This is a genomic window from Butyricimonas paravirosa, assembly GCF_032878955.1.
Lineage (GTDB): Bacteria > Bacteroidota > Bacteroidia > Bacteroidales > Marinifilaceae > Butyricimonas > Butyricimonas paravirosa.
The window spans coordinates 2,578,946-2,598,441 of the sequence record NZ_CP043839.1 but is presented as its reverse complement, the minus strand read 5'-3'; the positions used below and the strand labels follow the sequence as shown (position 1 = coordinate 2,598,441).

Annotated in this window: 14 protein-coding genes; all 14 read left to right on the top strand. The window is 38.4% G+C overall.

Features of this window, described 5'->3' with window-relative positions:
* Positions 1-244: 244 nt before the first annotated feature.
* The 14 genes from F1644_RS10830 to F1644_RS10765 all read left to right on the top strand — a co-directional run bounded on the left by F1644_RS10830 (position 245) and on the right by F1644_RS10765 (position 19,484).
* Positions 245-1,411, top strand: a complete 1,167-nt coding sequence (locus tag F1644_RS10830) for a tetracycline-inactivating monooxygenase Tet(X2) (protein ID WP_008651082.1) — start codon at positions 245-247, stop codon at positions 1,409-1,411.
* 234 nt (positions 1,412-1,645) lie between these two features.
* On the top strand, positions 1,646-2,203 hold the full coding sequence (locus F1644_RS10825; protein WP_009135711.1) for an exonuclease domain-containing protein: 558 nt from the start codon (positions 1,646-1,648) through the stop codon (positions 2,201-2,203).
* Positions 2,204-2,222: 19 nt separating this feature from the next.
* A complete protein-coding gene (locus F1644_RS10820; protein ID WP_005807145.1) occupies positions 2,223-3,131 on the top strand; it encodes an IS1595-like element ISBbi1 family transposase in 909 nt (302 codons plus the stop codon).
* Positions 3,132-3,146: 15 nt separating this feature from the next.
* The gene (locus F1644_RS10815) at positions 3,147-6,413 is read left to right on the top strand and encodes a SusC/RagA family TonB-linked outer membrane protein (RefSeq protein ID WP_209279519.1); all 3,267 of its coding nucleotides are present in this window, start codon (positions 3,147-3,149) and stop codon (positions 6,411-6,413) included.
* A gap of 17 nt (positions 6,414-6,430) precedes the next feature.
* A complete protein-coding gene (locus F1644_RS10810; protein WP_168044287.1) occupies positions 6,431-7,855 on the top strand; it encodes a RagB/SusD family nutrient uptake outer membrane protein in 1,425 nt (474 codons plus the stop codon).
* 13 nt (positions 7,856-7,868) lie between these two features.
* A complete protein-coding gene (locus tag F1644_RS10805; protein WP_087421346.1) occupies positions 7,869-8,384 on the top strand; it encodes a DUF4843 domain-containing protein in 516 nt (171 codons plus the stop codon).
* A 19-nt stretch (positions 8,385-8,403) separates the two neighbouring features.
* The gene (locus F1644_RS10800) at positions 8,404-9,501 is read left to right on the top strand and encodes a thioredoxin family protein (protein WP_087421347.1); all 1,098 of its coding nucleotides are present in this window, start codon (positions 8,404-8,406) and stop codon (positions 9,499-9,501) included.
* A gap of 100 nt (positions 9,502-9,601) precedes the next feature.
* A complete protein-coding gene (locus tag F1644_RS10795; RefSeq protein ID WP_087421863.1) occupies positions 9,602-10,687 on the top strand; it encodes a thioredoxin family protein in 1,086 nt (361 codons plus the stop codon).
* Between the two features lie 5 nt (positions 10,688-10,692).
* Complete coding sequence (locus F1644_RS10790; RefSeq protein WP_087421864.1) at positions 10,693-11,217, top strand: TlpA family protein disulfide reductase; 525 nt, start codon at positions 10,693-10,695, stop codon at positions 11,215-11,217.
* Between the two features lie 26 nt (positions 11,218-11,243).
* On the top strand, positions 11,244-12,581 hold the full coding sequence (locus tag F1644_RS10785) for a TlpA family protein disulfide reductase (RefSeq protein ID WP_087421348.1): 1,338 nt from the start codon (positions 11,244-11,246) through the stop codon (positions 12,579-12,581).
* A 136-nt stretch (positions 12,582-12,717) separates the two neighbouring features.
* Positions 12,718-13,296, top strand: coding sequence for an RNA polymerase sigma factor (locus F1644_RS10780; RefSeq protein ID WP_118303720.1), 579 nt, complete (start codon positions 12,718-12,720; stop codon positions 13,294-13,296).
* Between the two features lie 57 nt (positions 13,297-13,353).
* A complete protein-coding gene (locus F1644_RS10775; RefSeq protein ID WP_118303722.1) occupies positions 13,354-14,517 on the top strand; it encodes a FecR family protein in 1,164 nt (387 codons plus the stop codon).
* Positions 14,518-14,680: 163 nt separating this feature from the next.
* On the top strand, positions 14,681-18,025 hold the full coding sequence (locus F1644_RS10770) for a SusC/RagA family TonB-linked outer membrane protein (protein WP_229128133.1): 3,345 nt from the start codon (positions 14,681-14,683) through the stop codon (positions 18,023-18,025).
* A gap of 10 nt (positions 18,026-18,035) precedes the next feature.
* Positions 18,036-19,484 (top strand): RagB/SusD family nutrient uptake outer membrane protein, encoded by a 1,449-nt coding sequence (locus tag F1644_RS10765; RefSeq protein WP_118303726.1) that lies wholly within the window; start codon positions 18,036-18,038, stop codon positions 19,482-19,484.
* The last annotated feature ends 12 nt before the right edge of the window (positions 19,485-19,496 follow it).

The following is a 19,496-nucleotide window of genomic DNA, read 5'->3' as shown; positions in this document are numbered from 1 at the left end:
TGTGAATTATTTGAATACAAAGATACTAAAAATTCCTTCACATAACATCGCATTGGCAAAATGGCAGGTTAAGTGCTAAATTGAAAGTTTCTGCATTTTATTCCGCCGAATGTGTTCCACATTCGCTTTTTATTTGTAAGTTAGCTCTGTGGAAACACATCGGCTACGTTCTCGCTAAATTGAACTTTTTGTCCAATTTATCCGCCACTTCGCCAATGCGTTTCCCGTTATGTGCCATTTTTGAATGACAATGCGAATAGATACAGACAAACAAATGAATTTACTTAGTGATAAGAACGTTGCAATAATTGGTGGTGGACCCGTTGGACTGACTATGGCAAAATTATTACAGCAAAACGGCATAGACGTTTCAGTTTACGAAAGAGACAACGACCGAGAGGCAAGAATTTTTGGTGGAACCCTTGACCTACACAAAGGTTCAGGTCAGGAAGCAATGAAAAAAGCGGGATTGTTACAAACTTATTATGACTTAGCCTTACCAATGGGTGTAAATATTGCTGATGAAAAAGGCAATATTTTATCCACAAAAAATGTAAAGCCCGAAAATCGATTTGACAATCCTGAAATAAACAGAAATGACTTAAGGGCTATCTTGTTGAATAGTTTAGAAAACGACACGGTTATTTGGGATAGAAAACTTGTTATGCTTGAACCTGGTAAGAAGAAGTGGACACTAACTTTTGAGAATAAACCGAGTGAAACAGCAGATTTGGTTATTCTTGCCAATGGCGGGATGTCCAAGGTAAGAAAATTTGTTACCGACACGGAAGTTGAAGAAACAGGTACTTTCAATATACAAGCCGATATTCATCAACCAGAGATAAACTGTCCTGGATTTTTTCAGCTATGCAATGGAAACCGGCTAATGGCATCTCACCAAGGTAATTTATTATTTGCTAACCCCAATAATAATGGTGCATTGCATTTTGGAATAAGTTTTAAAACACCTGATGAATGGAAAAACCAAACGCAGGTAGATTTTCAAAACAGAAATAGTGTCGTTGATTTTCTTCTGAAAGAATTTTCCGATTGGGACGAACGCTACAAAGAATTGATTCATACGACGTTGTCATTTGTAGGATTGGCTACACGGATATTTCCTTTAGAAAAGCCTTGGAAAAGCAAGCGCCCATTACCCATAACAATGATTGGGGATGCCGCACATTTGATGCCGCCTTTTGCAGGGCAGGGAGTAAATAGTGGGTTGGTGGATGCCTTGATATTGTCTGATAATCTAGCCGATGGAAAATTTAATAGCATTGAAGAGGCTGTTAAAAATTATGAACAGCAAATGTTTATCTATGGCAAAGAAGCACAAGAAGAATCAACTCAAAACGAAATTGAAATGTTTAAACCCGACTTTACGTTTCAGCAATTGTTAAATGTATAAAATGGAATAAAACGGCACATAACAAACAAATTGGCAATAGAGCCGGTGAAGTACTTCTATTGAACTTTTGTGCAATGTTGAAGATTAGTAATTCTATTCAACATTTGTGCTAAAAGTCGGCTCCATCGCCAATTTGCCAAACGTTATATGCCATATTACACCAAAACTCGTCTGAATTATACAAAATGAACTATGTTTAACTTTTTTAAACCTAAACCAAAAAATCAAATTGAAATGGAAGTTTCGGGAATAAATCCTGAAACAAACAATGAATTTCTATTCTATAATTTTATCGAAAATACACCAAACTATATTCTTGAACCTTGGCTAAAAAAAGCAAAACAAGTTGGTTATAAAGTAAAACCTCAATACGAACAAGCGATTTTGCAAAAATTGAAATTCAATCAATTTAAAAATCCTCATACATTCCCTGAGTACTTTGAAAATAAATTTGATTTTATTGCTATTGACTTTGAGACAGCAAATAACAGTAGATTAAGTGCTTGTGCAATCGGATTATGCTTCGTGAAAAATGACACAATAGTTTATTCGACAAAACACTATATAAATCCACCAAAATCAGAAAAGTTTTTAAAAACTCATACTTCAATACACGGAATTTCATATGAAGATGTAGAATTTTCCCTTAATTTTCAAGAATTATGGGAAGACGAACTTTCTAAATATCTTTCATCTAATTTATTAATTTTTCATAATGCGAGTATGGACTTGAGTGTTTTGAAAAATCTATCTGATTCTCCGCAAACACACCTAATATTTTTAGTATATTAGCGCTCAAAAAGCAGGGATTATGAACATATTCAGTTTTACGGCTCATTTCGGTTCGGAGGAAGATTGTCGTTTGCATTTCAAGGAGCAGCGTGATAAGGAAGGGGTTGTCTGCAAGCGATGCGGGGGCACTTCCCATTATTGGTTACAGGGTAAATGGAGTTATGAATGCAAAGGTTGCCGTTTCCGCACCTCGTTGCGCAGCGGTACGATCATGGAGAGCTCCAAGCTGCCGTTTCTGGTGTGGTACAAAACGATGTTCCTGATGAGTTGCACAAAAAAGGGATTCTCCACCAACGAACTCCAGAAGCAATTAGGATTGAAGCGTTACGAACCGGTATGGGCGATGGTACACAAACTCCGCAGGGCGATGGGCAACCGGGATGCAAGGTATACACTGGAAGGGATGATAGAACTGGATGAGGGTTACTTTTCGGTGGCCAGTAAGGAAATCGAGCGAGGCAAGGGTACACGTGGCCGGGGAGCCGAGGGAAAGCAGAACGTTGCGGTGATGGCCGAAAGCACCCCGTTGGAAGATATCGAAACGGGCAAAAAGGAGAAGCATGTGCGTTATTTCAAGGCCAGGGTACTGGATAGCCATCAAAGTGAAGGAATCAACGGCGTGGTCAGGGACTGCATGGAGGATGATGCCATCGTATTTTCGGACAAAAGCACTTCTTACGTTGACATCTCCGATCTGGTGGAATTGCACGTCACCGAGAAATCAGACGCCAAAACCACCAAGGAAACACTCAAATGGGTGCATATCGCAATCAGTAATGCAAAACGGACATTGCTGGGCAACTACCATAAAATCAAAAGGAAATACTTACAGTTGTATCTCAACGAGTTTATTTACAAATTAAACAGACGGTATTTTGGAGACAAACTCTTTGACAGACTAGTAATTGCGAATATAACAGGTGCATAAACGGATAATCAGATATTGCTTTTATTCGTATCAACGTTGCAGCTATCGGCAGGTGTGTATAGTCAAGAGGCAAGGGTCTCCCTTCATTTGGAGAATGCTTCATTTGAAGAGGTTGTAAAAGTTTTGGAAAGGACGACTGATTACACGTTCTTATTTCGTGATAATCAGGTTGCTGGTATTCGAAATTTGAATCTAGCATATACAGATGTTGATATTAAAGTTGTGTTAGATGCGTGTTTAAAAGGTACTAGGCTCACTTATAGATTAGTTGATAATACAATTGTTATTCAGCATGTTGTGGTAGCGAGTGTCGATACGCTTTCTAAATTTACGGTGAAAGGAATTGTGAAGGATAAGAAGGGAGAATTACTTCCTGGGGTGACTATTCGGGTAAAAGGAACAACTTTAGGATTTGTAACTAATGTAAAAGGGGAATTTGATATTGATTTGCCTAAACGGGATAATTTGATGTTGATTTTTTCTTTCGTAGGGTATAAACGGCAAGAGGTTCCGGTGAAAAATGATAACAAGTCTCTTGCGATCGTGTTGGAGGAAGACTTACAGACGGTAGACGAGGTGGTGGTGACAGGTATTTTTAATAAACCGAAAGAGAGTTTCACGGGAGCGGTAACTGCTGTTTCAAAAGAAGAAATAAAAGCAAAATATTCTCGTAATCTTTTGCAGACATTGTCAAACATTGATCCTAGTTTTCGAATTATTCAAAATAATGATGCTGGCTCTGATCCGAATCATTTACCTGAAATTCAGTTGCGTGGGGCTTCAACCTTATCAAGTGTGGAAGATTTGCAGAATGCTAATCGGGCTACATTGAATTACCCGTTGTTTATAATGGATGGGTTTGAGGTCGATTTGGAACGCGTGATGGATTTGAACGAGAATGAAGTAGAAAATATCACGATTTTGAAGGATGCAAGTGCAACATCTTTATATGGATCTAGGGGTGCTAATGGTGTGGTGGTGATTACGACAACTCGTCCAGCAGCTGGTAAATTGCGAATTTCTTATAATGGGCAAATAAAAATAGAGAGTCCGGATTTGAGTTCTTATAATTTAGCAACGGCTGCAGAAAAACTGGAATTTGAGCATAAGAATGGGGTATGGGATTTATATGAAGATACCTATCAAGAATTAAAAAATGCTGTTGACAAGGGGGAAAATTATGATTGGATGTCGGTACCAGTTCGTACGGGAATAGGGCAAACTCATCGTTTGAATTTTATGGGGGGGGCGGATGATTGGCGTTTTCGTTTTGATTTGTCATACGATTCAACCGTGGGGGTTATGAAAGGATCTGACCGTAATAATGTCAATGGAACGTTAGAGGTGGATTATATGACAGAAAAATGGATGGTGATGCAATCGTTTTCTCTTGGAGTGAATACATCTAAAAATAGTGTTTATGGTAATTTTTCGGATTATGTGCAAATGAATCGGTATTGGAACCCTTACGATGAAAATGGTGATCCTGTAACTTATTATTATCATCCGTTAAATCAAGATCCTATAGATAACCCTTTGTATGATTGGAGGGTTGGATGTTGGAATGATTCCAAGTATACTTCTTTACGGAGTAATACCTCGATTCGTTACACGATTTGTCCGGGTTTTCAAGTGGTTGGTTCCGTGGGATTAAGTAGGAAAATTTCTCGTAAAGATAGTTTTATACCTCCTTCGCATAAATGGTATGCAGATAAAGAATTAAAGCAGAAAGGACGTTATGATCGAAGAGATAAGACTGCGGATGTATGGCAAACAGCTTTAACAGTGAATTATACAAACACCTTCAACGAAAAACATATGTTGACCGTAAATCTGAATGGAGAGATGCAGGAAGATTTAGAAGATGAAGTAAGCTGGGCTGCCACAGGATTTCTTACGGATAAAATAGATAATATAGGAATGTCTTTAGGATATCCGGATGCTTGGGGTACAAGTGGTGAAGAGACTACCATGCGTAGAATATCTTTACGTGGTTCCGTGAATTATTATTATGATATGCGTTACTTTTTAGATATTTCGTATAGTACGGATGGTTCTTCATCTTTTGGGTCGGAAAGTCGTTGGGGATCTTTTTGGTCATTCGGGGGAGGATGGAACATATATAATGAGCGTTTTATCAAGGAAAACGTGGGGTGGATTAGTGACTTGAGAGTACGTTACTCTTATGGCGTATCTGGAAATATGGGATTTAGTCCGGCAGATGCTATGACGGTGTATAGGCAAAATGTGAACGAAACTTATTTATCCGGTGTAGGGGTTGAGATGGAACGGTTTGCTAACCCATATTTACAATGGCAGAATACGTATCAGCACAATGTCGGTTTTGATATGGGTTTCTTTAGTAATCGCATTGCATTCCAGTTTAATTATTATAATAAGTTGACGGATAACGCCGTGCAAGATATATTCTTACCGATTTCTCATGGATTTGAGAATTTTAAAGGGAATATCGGGAAGATACGGAATGAAGGATACGAGTTTAATGTTACGCTTTATCCTATTCGTAATACCGTGAAAAATATAAACTGGAGTATTACGGGACGATTTAATCGCCAGGTAAACACGATCGTCCAATTATCGGAAGGTTTTAAAGAGAAGGTTAAATATAGTTCGAAAACCATGAGTGGGGCAAGTGAATATTATCGTTACATTGAAGGACATTCTATGGATGCCATTTACGGATTACGTTCTGTTGGAGTCGATCCGTCAACAGGTTATCGAATGTTTTTGGATAAGAACAATAATATAACTTTCAGACAAAGTTCAGAAGATCTTGTTTGGTTGGGAGACCGTCAACCTAAACTTAATGGGAATATCAGTACTTCATTTTCTTATAAGGGTCTCTCGCTTAATGTCGGATTTGGCGTGAAGTGGGGAGGGTATCAGGTTAATTTTACAGAATTGACTAAGGGAGAGAACTTGAGTTTGTTGTATAATGTGGATAAACGAGCATTGTCTCAAGGTTGGGAGAAACCGGGAGATGTATCTCGATATAAACTTTATCAAGTTACATCAGATGCTTCGAGACAGTATACGTATCCCAATAGTATGTTTGTACATAAGGATAACGTGTTTAGTTGTACAAATATAAATGTTTCTTATCTAATACCTCGGAAATGGTGTCAAAAGTTGGGGATGGAATCCTTGTCGGTGAGTGCCTATTTAAGTGATATATTTTATTTATCAACAATCAAGCGGGAGAGGGGAATAGATTATCCATTTTCAATTAACCCGAATTTTTCAATTTCTTGTTCATTCTAATGCATAAAATTAAAAAGATGAGAAAAAAAATATATAGTTTGAGTATAGCATTATTGTTAGGATGTAGTGCTTGCAATGATTGGTTGACGGTACAACCGGCGACGTCAATATTGGCAGAAGACTTGTATGCTACAAATGACGGGATAAAACAAGCGTTAAATGGGACATATCTGAATATGCGGGGGGTATTATATAATCCGGCCGGTTATATGGGAGGAGGAGGTATGACGGAATCATTAGCGTGTTCATGGACTGTAAGTGAAGGTAATCGAGAGTATGATTTAAGTAATCATGATTACGATTCTGATTTGGTGGAAAGTTCTTTAAGTAGTTCTTTCCAAGGTTTTTATAAGATTGTAGTTACCATGAATGATTTGATTCAAGGGGTTGAATTGAATAAGAAAAAAATTTCTGATGACGTTTATAATATTGGGGTGGGGGAAGCTCATGCTCTCCGTGCATTGGCTCATTTTGATTTGATTCGTTTGTGGGGACCCGTTCCTTCAAAGGTTGATGTTAACAGAACTTATTTGCCTTATGTTACCGTAAATTCTGCTAATAGGTATGAGTATGTTACATATGAAAAATATATGACATTATTATTCGAGGACTTGAAACGGGCTGAGGAATTATTAGGAAAGTCGGATGTGGTGTTGAAAATGTCTTTTGAAGATACAGAAACGACCAGTAGTGTGTGGCCTTATCGGAAAAGCCGGATGAATTATTATGGTGTGTTAGGATTACTGGCAAGGGTTCATTTGTGGTACGGGAATATTGAAGAAGCATTGAGGTATGCTCGACTAGTGAAAGATGCGACAAACCCGGATGGTTCTAAAAAGTTTCGTTTAACAAATGAGGTTGATGATTTTCCGGATAATTCGTGGGTGGATGGAACTTGTTATAGTGAACATATTTGTGGCACCAAATGTGATACTTATGATTATGGTAAAGGTGGTTGGCAGTCAGGACGGGCGATGATTGTAAATGTCAATCCGACTTTTGTACAGACTTTATTTGATGGAAATACGTCTGATTTCCGTTATAAAAAGTTGTGGACTTATGAGAGAACTGGATTAATGATTTATGGATATGTTTTAAGAAAATACAGATGTTTTTATACTGGGACAAAAGCTGCACAAAATTTTCCAATTATTCGTTTGTCAGAAATGTATTTGATGATTATGGAGAAGGCTCCTTTGACGGAAGCGAATGAAGTTTATAAAGAATTTTGTACAGCTCGTGGTCTTGAATATGTACCTTTAACAGAAATAGATCGTCAGGGGCGAGTGTATAAAGAATGGATTCGAGAGTTAATAGGAGAGGGGCAGAATTTCTTTACATATAAACGGTTAAATGTAAGAAATATGATTTTTGGAATAAGTGAGTGTAGCGAGGAGCAATATATATTGCCTATTCCGGAAAAAGAATATTTAGGTGAATAAAAAATTAGAAGTTATGAAAAGGTTATTTATTATTGTATTCCTATTTTGTTTAGGAGTAGCTTCTTGTCATTATGAGAAACCGGAGTTTTATGAGGAAGGTGATTATATCCAATTTTATTATAGTAATTTGATAAATAAAGATACTAACGATCGAAAAACTGCTCCGTTGAATTATCCTTATGTGAATTCAAATCGCTTGCGGGATACGGCTTGGTTTAGATTACAAGCGGTTGGGATGCCGGCCAAAAAAGATCGGATAGTACGTTTTGAACCATACATTAATAAGGCGGATAGTAATTATATTACTGCAGTTCCGGGGGTGAATTATGTCGCTTTTGATGATCCGGAAATTCAAAGACATATGATTATTCCTGCGGATTCTGTTTATATGAATATACCTGTGGTGATTCTGTATGATGCGGAAACTAAAGGAAGTGTTGCGTTGAATTTTCAATTAGTGCCAACTAATGATTTTGAATTAGGAGAGTTGACTTTGAGAAAAGGACGTTATTCATATTCTAATTATTAAAAGGTTAATAAGAAACGTAATGAAGAAAATAATATTATTGTTAAGTTGCATATTTGTGATGACATCCATGTTTGCGCAGACGAGTTTTCAAGAGCTTACGCTTGAAAAAGCATTAGAGCAGGCCAAAGTGGAAAATAAGTATGTGTTTGTAGATTGTTATACTTCTTGGTGTGGGCCGTGTAAGATGATGGCAGAGAAGATTTTACCATTGAAAGAAGTTGGAGAATACATGAACGGGAAATTTGTTTGTGTAAAGTTCGATATGGAGAAAGGAGAAGGACGGGCGATCCAGCAAAAATACAGAGTATCAGCTTATCCAACTTTTTTAATTTTAGATACAGATGGGAATTTGGTACATGCAGTGGTTGGGGGTATGGCAACAGGAGACGAATTCTTGGCAAAAGTTAAAATCGCTTTTGATGAAAATTCAGCCGGGAAGTTAGGTGTGGAGTACGAAAATGGGAATCGGAATATGGATTTCCTGATGAGGTATATCAAAGCACTCGTGCAGTCTTGTGATTTAGAGAAAGCACGGAAAATCGCTCAAGATGTGTTAGTTGCGCTGGATGAAGAGGAAAAATGTTCTGAGCCGTATTGGTTTATCTATGAAAATTTGGATTTGTCCCCGGTTGGTTCCGGTAATATGATGTATTTGTTGAAACACGTGGAGCAGTTCAGAAAAGGCGTGGGGGTAGAGAAAGTAGATTCTGTTTTGGGAAATTTGTTTGCCATCCAGTTGGAAGATATTCTTCGGGGACGGAATAAAAATGCAACTCTGGCAGATGTGGAAGCCGCAGGAAAGTTGCTAGATACTTATAAATTGACAGGGCAACAGTATTTGTATGACTATATAGCTTTGATTAAGGCAATAAAGGAGGAAAATACTGATGAGACTCTTCGATTGTGCAAGGATATATTCCCAAAAATGCCAGATGAAAAAATTGCTTATTTATATTTTAGTCCTCTCACGATGTTGCAATACAAGTGGAATAATAAACAAAAAAAAGAATTGGTTGCTTTTACAAAACAATTAATAGATCAGGTCGAGATGTCGCAATTGAAACATTCTCTGAAAAATTTTGCTGATTTTGGAATACCTCATTTAGGAGAAAATTAAGAATTGGTGCGTGCTTTATACTTTTCTTCCCTAGACATAGGGAAGAAAAGTTTTTATAATGATGTTAGCGTATTTAGTATTACTTATAGAGTGTGTTTTTATGAAAGGGTTCGTATTGTTATTGGGGTGTATATTTGGGTTTATGTATGTTTCTGCCCAGACTATTTTTCGTGACTTGACGTTTGAAGAGGCTTTAAATCAAGCAGGTGTTGAAGGTAAATGTGTTTTGGTGGATTGCTATACTTCATGGTGTGGACCATGTAAAATGATGGCGGAAAAGATATTGCCATTACAAGAAGTAGGGGAATATATAAACGGGAAGTTTATATGTGTGAAATTTGATATGGAAAAAAGTGAAGGCCTTAATATTCAACAGCGATACAAGGTATCCTCTTATCCGACTTTTTTGATACTAACGTCAGATGGAGGGGTAAAGGCTAGGATTGTAGGAGCGGCTTTGGATGGGAAGGAATTTATTAAGAAAATAGATGCAAGCTTTACCGATAATTCTGTAGTAAATTTTGAAGGAGAATATTTGGCGGGGAATCGTAAAATGGATTTTTTGTTGAAGTATATCAAGGTGTTAATGGATTCTGGGAATGCGGGAAAAGCAAGGGATATAGCATTGGACGTAATGACATCTTTGGAAGATTGGCAGAAGTGTATGGAACCGTACTGGTTTATTTATGAAGATTATCAATTATCGCCTGTAGGCTCCGGGAATTTGACTTATTTCTTGAAACATGTGGAGCAATTCCGTCAAGGAGTTGGTGTTGAGAAGGTAGATAAAAAACTTGGATCGTTGTTTGCTCTTCCACTGGAAAGTATCCTGCGGGGGGCGAATAAGAATATAACATTGAAAGAGGTGGATAAGCTGAAATCTACTTTGGATACCTATAATCTAACAGGGCAGGATTACTTGTATGGCTATGTCGATTTGATCAAGGGGATAATGACGGGAGATACAGGGATGGCGCTAAAAGCCTATAAGAGGGCATTCCCGTTTGTGCCGGATGAAAAGATCGCATCTTTGTATTTTATGCCAATCATGTATTTCAAGGAAAAGTGGACCGGGGAGCAGAAGAAGGAATTGATTGTTTTAACAGATCAGTTGATTCAACAGGTGAAAATGTGGGAATTGAAGGCCTCTTTGAGTGAGATGAAAGCAGATGTATTGATGAAATGATGGTTATGAATAAGTGGTCGTTCATATTTTTAATGTTATACTCGTTAGCAGGATGGAGCCAGATTCGGGTAGAATCTGTGCCGGTTCATGATACCTGTGAGTTAAAGGTGGGAGATTTGGTTCCTGAATTTGTATTTCAGGATACAGCAAAGAAAAAGGTGTCGTTGAAACAGTTCGAGGGAAAGTACGTGGTAATAGATGTGTGGGCATCTTGGTGTTATCCCTGCAAGCAAGAGTATCTGGCTTTGCGAGGGTGTGTTGAGCGGTATAAGGATAAAAAGATTGTTTTCGTGAGTCTTTCTTGTGACACGGAGGAGCAACGTTGGCGGAATGAATTGTGGTGGGGGAAAATGAATGGGAACCAGTGGTGGATTGCCGGAGACGAATCTTCTATGATCGCTTTTCGGGTAAAGGCGATTCCCCGTTTGATTTTGTTGGATAAGAAGGGACGAGTGATGAACCTGAAACTACCTAAACCTTCAAGTTCAGAGTTCGAGAAAATCTTAAAGGAATTGAAGGGAATTGTTTAAAAATAGGATGTCTTAATTGGGTTATTATGAAGAATATTTTAATAGTGTTCGTTTGTATCGTGATGCTGGGAGCTTGTAATAAGAAAGAGAAGACAACTTTTGAATTCTTATACCCCGTGAGTGAGACGAGAAAAGTAGACTTGGAGTTTAGAGATGAACGGATAACATTGAAGTTCGTGTCTGGAGATTCTTTGCAAAAAGCATCAATTTCACTTGTATTGTCAGGAGGGGAATATGCCCGTTTATGGGTAGGGGAGTTTCCGTATATAGTTTGGTTGAAAGCAGGGAAACCTTGGGTTGCAAGGTTTCAAGGAAATCAATGGCGTTTTGAGGGAAAGGGGGCAGATGTGAATAGTTATTTGAACAAACGGAATGGCGAGCAGATTTATTTCATAGATTACTATCGGATAGCGAACCGGGAATTTAGGAAGAAGTTGGATCGGGTGATAAATAAACAAAAAGAAGATTTGTATGCGGCTAACTTGGACCCTGAATTTGTCAAACAGGAAATAAAGCGTCTTCGTTACGAGAGGAATCGCCATTTAGCATCTGGTGTCGTTTCCGGAAATGTGAAGGACGGGAAAATGGATGTGCTGGATGATTCTTATGGCGAGTTGCAGAAGGTTATAATAGAGGATTCTGCCTCATGGGAAATTCCCGGGTACAGAGAATCTATCGACATGATAGTGCATGCTTTAGCCAAGCTGGAAGAATCTCCAGATAAGTTTCATGATGTGTTACTGAATGTATTGAACAGAACCGTTTCGACTTATACGGATAGGAGGTTGGTGGAATATATTGTTAACAAGAATGTTATGTCATATGTGAAGGGGCTTGGAACGGAGAATATTGAAGAGATAGATCCTATTTTCAGGGAATGGGTGCATCAGCCCAATCTTGTTGCTGCTTACGATGAGTTATGTAATACAAATAAAAAGTTGAGTAAGGGGCAACCGGGGATTCCGTTTACTTTTCGAGATGTAAAAGGGGATGAAGTGAGTTTATCTGATTTTAAAGGAAAATATGTGTATATTGATATATGGGCTACGTGGTGTGGACCGTGTAATGCGGAAATTCCTCATTTGAAAAAATTGGAAAAACAGTTTGAGGGGCGGAATATTTGTTTTGTGAGTATATCCAGCGATCGGAGCCGGGAGGTTTGGGAAAAGTTTGTAAAAAATAGAAAATTGGGAGGTATTCAGTTACATATGGGAAATGATCGGAAATTCATGAAGGAGATTTGTTGTTATGGAATACCCCACTTTTTGTTGATAGATCGGGATGGTAATTTTATAAATGCTAATATGTTGCGTCCGTCTGATCCCAAAACAAGAGAGATTTTAAAAGGATTAGAGGGTATTTAAGAATATTTGAGAGAATTTGAACACGAGTTTCTTGAAAATGGGGTAACCTTTTTCAAGAAACTCGTGTTTATTTATAGATTATTGTATATTTGCAGGAGGTGAATTGGAGTAATATTTAGTAGAGAGGCATATAAATATGGATGGTAATTCGGAACAATTAATTACAGAACTACGGGAAGGGAGAGAAAAGGCTTTTACCCAAGTGTTTCGTATGTATTATGGCCCTCTGTTAAATTATGCGGGACGAATCCTGAAAGATGTGGAGTTGGCAAATGATGTAGTGCAAGAATGTTTTTGTAGGTTATACGAACGTCGCAAGGAGATAAAAAGAGGATTTCAAGTGCGACCTTATCTTTATAGATCCGTGTATAATAGTTGTATTGATGCTATCAAGCATCAAAAAGTGGAGAATAACTATATTAATCAAGAACTGTTAGATTTTTATTTTTCGAAAGTCGTGGAGACTCCCGAGGCAGAGCAAGCTTTGCTGGATGAGGATTTGAAGGGAGCGATACAGGATGCTATAAATAAGTTGCCGGAACGATGCCGGGAGATATTCGTGTTGAGCAAAGTGGATGGACTTTCCAATAAACAGATTGCCGAACAATTAAATATATCCATGAAAACTGTTGAAGCACAAATGACTACAGCTTTTGTCCGTTTACGGAAAGAGTTGGGATGGTTGTTGTGCTTTATTTTTATTCAAAATTTTTGAAAAATCTCTAGGGGTAAATTTGTCTTTAGTCGTTATAAGGATATAACGGATAAAGATATGATGCAAAAATCTGATAAAGACGAATTGATTTTAAAAGTTTTGGACGGGATAGCAACACCGGACGAAATTCAGGCTTTGGCTCGATGGATGGAAACGGATCCGGAGAACGAGGTTTATTTTAATCAATTGAAGAAAGCTTGGAATTTGACGAGTGGGCCAATTCCTTCCGAAGAGAGAGTGGAACATGAGTTAAAAAGTTACATGAAATATATTCGTTCCAAGCGCGGGAAATTCCGTGTTTGGCAGGTTTTGAAATATGCTGCGGTTATAGTCGTGCCGTTATTGTTAGGTATTTACTGGTTGCAACAGGAGCATATGGAAGAACAATCCCAGATGACCATGCATAAAACGGGAATTGTTCCGGGAGGATACAAAGCGACTTTGATTACGGCCCAAGGAAAGGCAATTACCTTGTTACCTTCTGCAGAGGAGGATATTCGCGTACAAGAAAATTTTGTTGTGAAAAATGGACAGAAAGGTATTGTTTATCAAGATACGAAAAAAGAAACGACTACATTGCAGTATAATACGTTGAAGACTCCCCGAGGCGGAGAGTACACGATAACTTTATCGGACGGGACGCGGGTGTACCTAAATGCCGCCTCTAAATTGAAGTACCCGGTGCAGTTTGATAGTAAGAGACGGGAAGTATATTTGTCGGGGGAGGCTTATTTCGAGGTGATGAAAGATATGAACAGGCCTTTCTACGTGGTAACGGATGCCGTTCGGGTAAAAGTGTACGGGACCGAGTTTAACGTGAACACGAATGGAATAGGGGGAACTCAAACAACCTTGGTGTCGGGTAAGGTCGGGATTTGGGGAAGGGGTTCGGTGCAAGAGTATATTATGAAACCTTTTCAATTAGCCGAATTTGGAGATAACGGTGAATTCAAAGGGATTCGGGACGTGGACGTGAAGACTTATACGGCTTGGAAAGAGGGTTTTTTTGTATTTGAAGATGAGGGTTTGGAAGGTATCTTGAATCGTTTATCCCGTTGGTATGATGTGGATATATTTTATAGTAATGAAAGGGTAAAGACGTATCATTTCACTGGACATATGGAAAAGTATGAGAATATAGAGACTATTTTGAATGCGATTAGTAAAATGGTGGGTGTACATTTTACGATTAAAGAGAAAACAATAATTGTAACAGAATAAAAAACGGAGGATGGTGGTACATCCCCCGTTGTAACCGTAAGCGACAGGAGTCCTAGGAAAACATACTGTCGCTAATAATAATCTTTAATATTGCAAATATATGGAAAAAAAACGATTATGTCTGTCTTTAGATGGACATAGAAAACGAAAAATCTTATTGAGGATGAGATTATGTATTTCATTACTGTTGTGTTTCACGTTGGGTTTGTCGGCCTCAACTTTAGCCCAACAGGAACGGGTAAATCTGGATTTGCAGAAGGTTTCGTTTAAGGTGTTGTTTAGTGAAATTCAAAAGCAAACTAATTTGTCGTTCGTTTTCAACACGGAACAAACAGAAAAATTAGGAGCCATCTCGGTGCGGGCCGTGAACGAGACCGTGGAAAGTGTTTTGCGTAAAGTGCTGGTGAATACGGGAATGATGTTTGAATTTGACGGGACATTGATTATTATTCGACCAGAAGAACCGGAAAAGAAAGAAGTAACAAAAATTAAAGTATCTGGAACGGTTAAGGATGAAAAAGGAGAGTCTTTACCGGGAGTGACCATCCTGTTGAAAGGTACACAGATCGGGTCTGTTACGGATTTTGATGGTAGGTTTAACTTTGAGTTGCCAAAGCAAGACAGTCTTGTGCTTGTGTTCTCGTTTATAGGTTACAAGCAACAAGAGGTAAGAGTGAAGAGTAATGACACGAAACCGCTATCTATCGTGATGCACGAAGATATAACGGAGATGGATGAAGTGGTGGTTACGGGTATTTACCAGAGAAAAAAAGAGAGCTTTACCGGGTCAACAGCTACATTTAAGAAAGAGGAATTAAAGATGGTTGGTTCCCAAAACTTAATCCAGAGTTTGAGAACTTTGGACCCTTCTTTTGCAATTATGGAAAATAATCAATTCGGTTCGGACCCGAACCGCTTGCCGGATATTGAGATCCGGGGTAAAACGAGTGTGATCGGGTTAAAGGAACAATTTGGAACGGATCCTAATCAACCTTTGTTTATTCTAGATGGATTTGAGACGACATTACAAGTAATAACAGACTTGAATATGGAACGGGTTGAGTCAGTGACTATTTTGAAGGATGCCGCATCTACCGCAATTTATGGGTCAAAAGCTGCCAATGGGGTTGTTGTGATAGAGACCAAAAAACCGGAACAAGGTAAATTTAAAATTTCGTATGTCGGTGATTTTAGTGTCTCGATGCCGGATCTTTCCGATTATAATTTGATGAATGCGGAAGAGAAGTTGGAATTCGAGAAATTGGCCGGGTATTATACGGCTTCTTCCTCGGGAAGTTCCGGGTCAAGAATGACGCAGCAAGTGTTAGATAGTCTGTACAATAGTCGTCGTGCAGAGGTTGCTCGTGGGGTGAATACGTATTGGTTGCATGAACCGTTAAGAGTTGGTTTTAGTCACAAACATAATTTGTATGCTGAGGGCGGTGACGATGCTGTTCGCTATGGTTTGGGAATAAATTATAATAATATTTCCGGTGTAATGAAACAGTCCAGACGTAATGTTATCGGGGGAAATTTCGATTTGAGTTACCGGAAAGGTAAAATTTCTTTTGCCAATAAATTTTCTTTGGATTATAACAAAGCAGAGAATCCTACTGTTCCATTTTCAGAATTTTCAAGAGCGAATCCTTATTATCGGAAAACGGGGGAGAATGGGAAGATCGAACGTTACTTGGATTATTTTGTGATCCCTAATACGAATACAACTTATTCTGTGGGTAATCCGCTTTGGAATGCCAGTTTGAATAATTTAGACGAGGAAGATCAGTTTAGTTTTAGGAATAATTTGAATCTGGAATGGAGGATTATGCCTACCTTGTATCTTCGGGGACGTTTGGGAATAGGGAAGGGAGCGAAAAAGACGGAGAAATTTGTTTCCCCTCAACATTCGTCGTTTGATAATTACGCGCAAGATAAAAAGGGACGTTATACATCAACAACGGTGAGTGAATTCTATTATGATGGCGATTTAACTCTAACTTATGGTGCTTTATTGAAAGAGGTTCACCAGATAAATGCCGTGATCGGAACAAATCTCCGTTCCAGTTTGTCAACGAATGAGGGATATTCTGTTTCAGGTTTTCCTAATGGGAATTTCACAAAGCCTCCTTTTTCAAATGGGTTTACGGAAGGAAGTAAGCCAACATATTCCGAAACGGAAAGTCGTTCACATAGTGTTTATTTTAACGGGGGATATGCTTACGACAATCGTTATTTGTTAGATGTGAATTTCCGTTTAGATGGTTCTTCCGCTTTTGGTAGTAACAAACGTTACACGGAGACATGGGCTGTGGGTTTGGCATGGAATTTACACAATGAACCGTTTTTACGTGATGCGAAATGGATGAATTTATTCAAGATCAGGGCTTCCATAGGAAACCCTGGGAACCAGAATTTTAGTTCGTATCAATCTATAACGAGTTATTCATTCAATACATGGATGCAAAGCTCTTTTGGAACAAGCGTTCTTATAGATGCAATAGGTAATCCTAATTTGAAATGGCAGAAGACGCTGGATAAAAATATAGGAGTGGATATTGCATTGTTGGGTAATCGCTTGAATTTTAATATGGATTACTTTGTCAAAGATACTGATCCTTTGTTGGTTTATATTACTGTTCCTTCTTCTGTGGGGATCACGTCTGTGGGTACGAATATGGGAAGTCAGCTTACAAAAGGGATCAACGGGACGGTGAAGTATTCACCTATATATCGCCCGTCAGAAAGGATCAATTGGACGTTAAGTGTCAATTTCAGATGGCAGAAAGCTCGTTATGAAAATATAGGTAATAGTTTGGAAAAGTTGAATGAGGCGAATCGAGAGGAGGGTGATGTAAGTGGAGACGGGTCTTATCGAGATAAGAATACCAGTTTGACGCGTTACTATGATGGCGGTGATCCGAATTCGTTGTGGGCTGTTCGCTCTTTGGGAATTGATCCCTCTACAGGGCGGGAGGTATTTATGAAGAAGGATGGGACTTATACTTTTGAATATGATGTAAAGGATGAGGTTATCGTGGGAAATAGTCAACCCAAGTTGGAAGGAGTCTTGGGAAGTACCTTGTATTATAAAGGCTTTTCCTTCTCGTTCTATTTCCGTTATAAATTAGGAGCTGATGTATTTAATAATGCTATGTACACGAAAGTGGAGAATATATCGGAGAGTTCATTAAAATACAATCAAGATAAACGAGCGTTATATGATCGGTGGCAAAAAGCCGGGGATCGCGCTCAATTTAAAGGAATTTCATTGACGGAGACCACGAAAATTTCGTCTCGTTTTGTTCAGCGTGAAGATGTGTTGAGCGGGGAATCTATTTCTGCAGGATACGATTTTAATCCGAAAGGGCTGGCAAAATTCGGGGTGTCTGCAATTCGTTTGCAAGCGAATATGAATGATATTTTCCGGGTTTCCAGCGTGAAGGAAGAACGTGGTATTGACTACCCGTTTGCCCGTACGATGTCAATGTCTCTTTCTGTAACTTTTTAAATGATCTAATATGCAAGTATTGAAATCAATAAAAAACGTAAGTGTCGCATTACTTATGGTAATGTTGTGCGGGTGCGAGAGCTGGTTGGATTTGAAACCGATAGACCGGGTTTTGGAAGATCAGCTATATGAAACTGAAGAAGGATTTAAACAGTCCTTAACAGGGGTGTACGTGGAGTTAAATCAAAAAACTTTATATGGAGGGGATTTGATGTTTAGAATGGTTGAGATATTAGCTCAACGTTACAATCTTTCGTCTATTGGTACATACAAAGAATGGATTGCCTATAATTATAGTGATGATGATGTAAAAGCAAGCATTGATGCTTTATGGCAGAAGATGTATTCTTTGATCATGAATTGTAATAAGTTGATGGAGAATGCCGATTTGCGTAAAGATGTATTTACGGGTGATAATTATAATCTTATTTATGGAGAGGCATTGGCTTTGAGAGCCATGTTGCATTTTGATTTGTTACGATTATTTGGTCCTGTTTATAAAACGAATCCCGAGGGGCTTTCCATCTGTTATAATAAGAAGTTTTCTTATCAAGGATCAAATATTCTCCCGGCATCAGAGGTGATTGATAATATATTAGATGATCTGAAAAAAGCGGAAGAGTTGTTGGTTAATGATCCGGTGATAACGGAAGGGCCGAGAAATACGACGGCTTCGGATGGAAATAATGACTTGCGTTTACGGACTTACCGATTGAATTATTATGCCGTTCAAGCCCTGATGGCACGGGTGTATCTGTATGCCGGACGTAATGAGGATGCGTTAATTATGGCAAGAAAGCTTGTTGAAATACAACCAAAGTGGTATCCGTTTGTATCCTATAATGCAATTATGGAAAGTAGTAATAAAAAGAAAGATAGGGTATTTTCAACAGAAGTATTATTTGGGCTGGAAAACAAACAGCGGGGAGACATTTTTACGGATTATTTTACTCCAGAGTTAGATAACGGGATTTTGGCTCCAACTAATACAAGTTTGTTGAATATCTTTTTGTCTGAGAACACGAGTGACTGGCGGTTTACCCCGTTTTGGATTAAACCGGATAATGGGAAATATAGTTTCCGTTGTTTTCATAAATATGAGGCAACAGAGGAAACAGATCCATTCTATTCCTATTTAGTCCCGATGATCCGTATTAGTGAAATGTTTTATATTGTTGCGGAAACGACAAGCGATGAGGCTGAAGCTCGGGCTTGTTTGAATCAAATTCGGAGAAATAGGGGATTGATTGCTTTTGAGGATACGGAAATAATCGATGTTCAACAGGTGTTGAAGGAGGAGTATATGAAAGAGTTTTTTGGTGAGGGACAGTTGTTTTATTATTATAAACGATTGAATGCTTCTACTATTCCGGCAGGCGATGACAGTGGAGATGTTATGATGAATGAGGCAAAATATAAATTCCCTTTGCCTGATAGTGAAACTGATTATAGAAATTAAAAATATGAATGA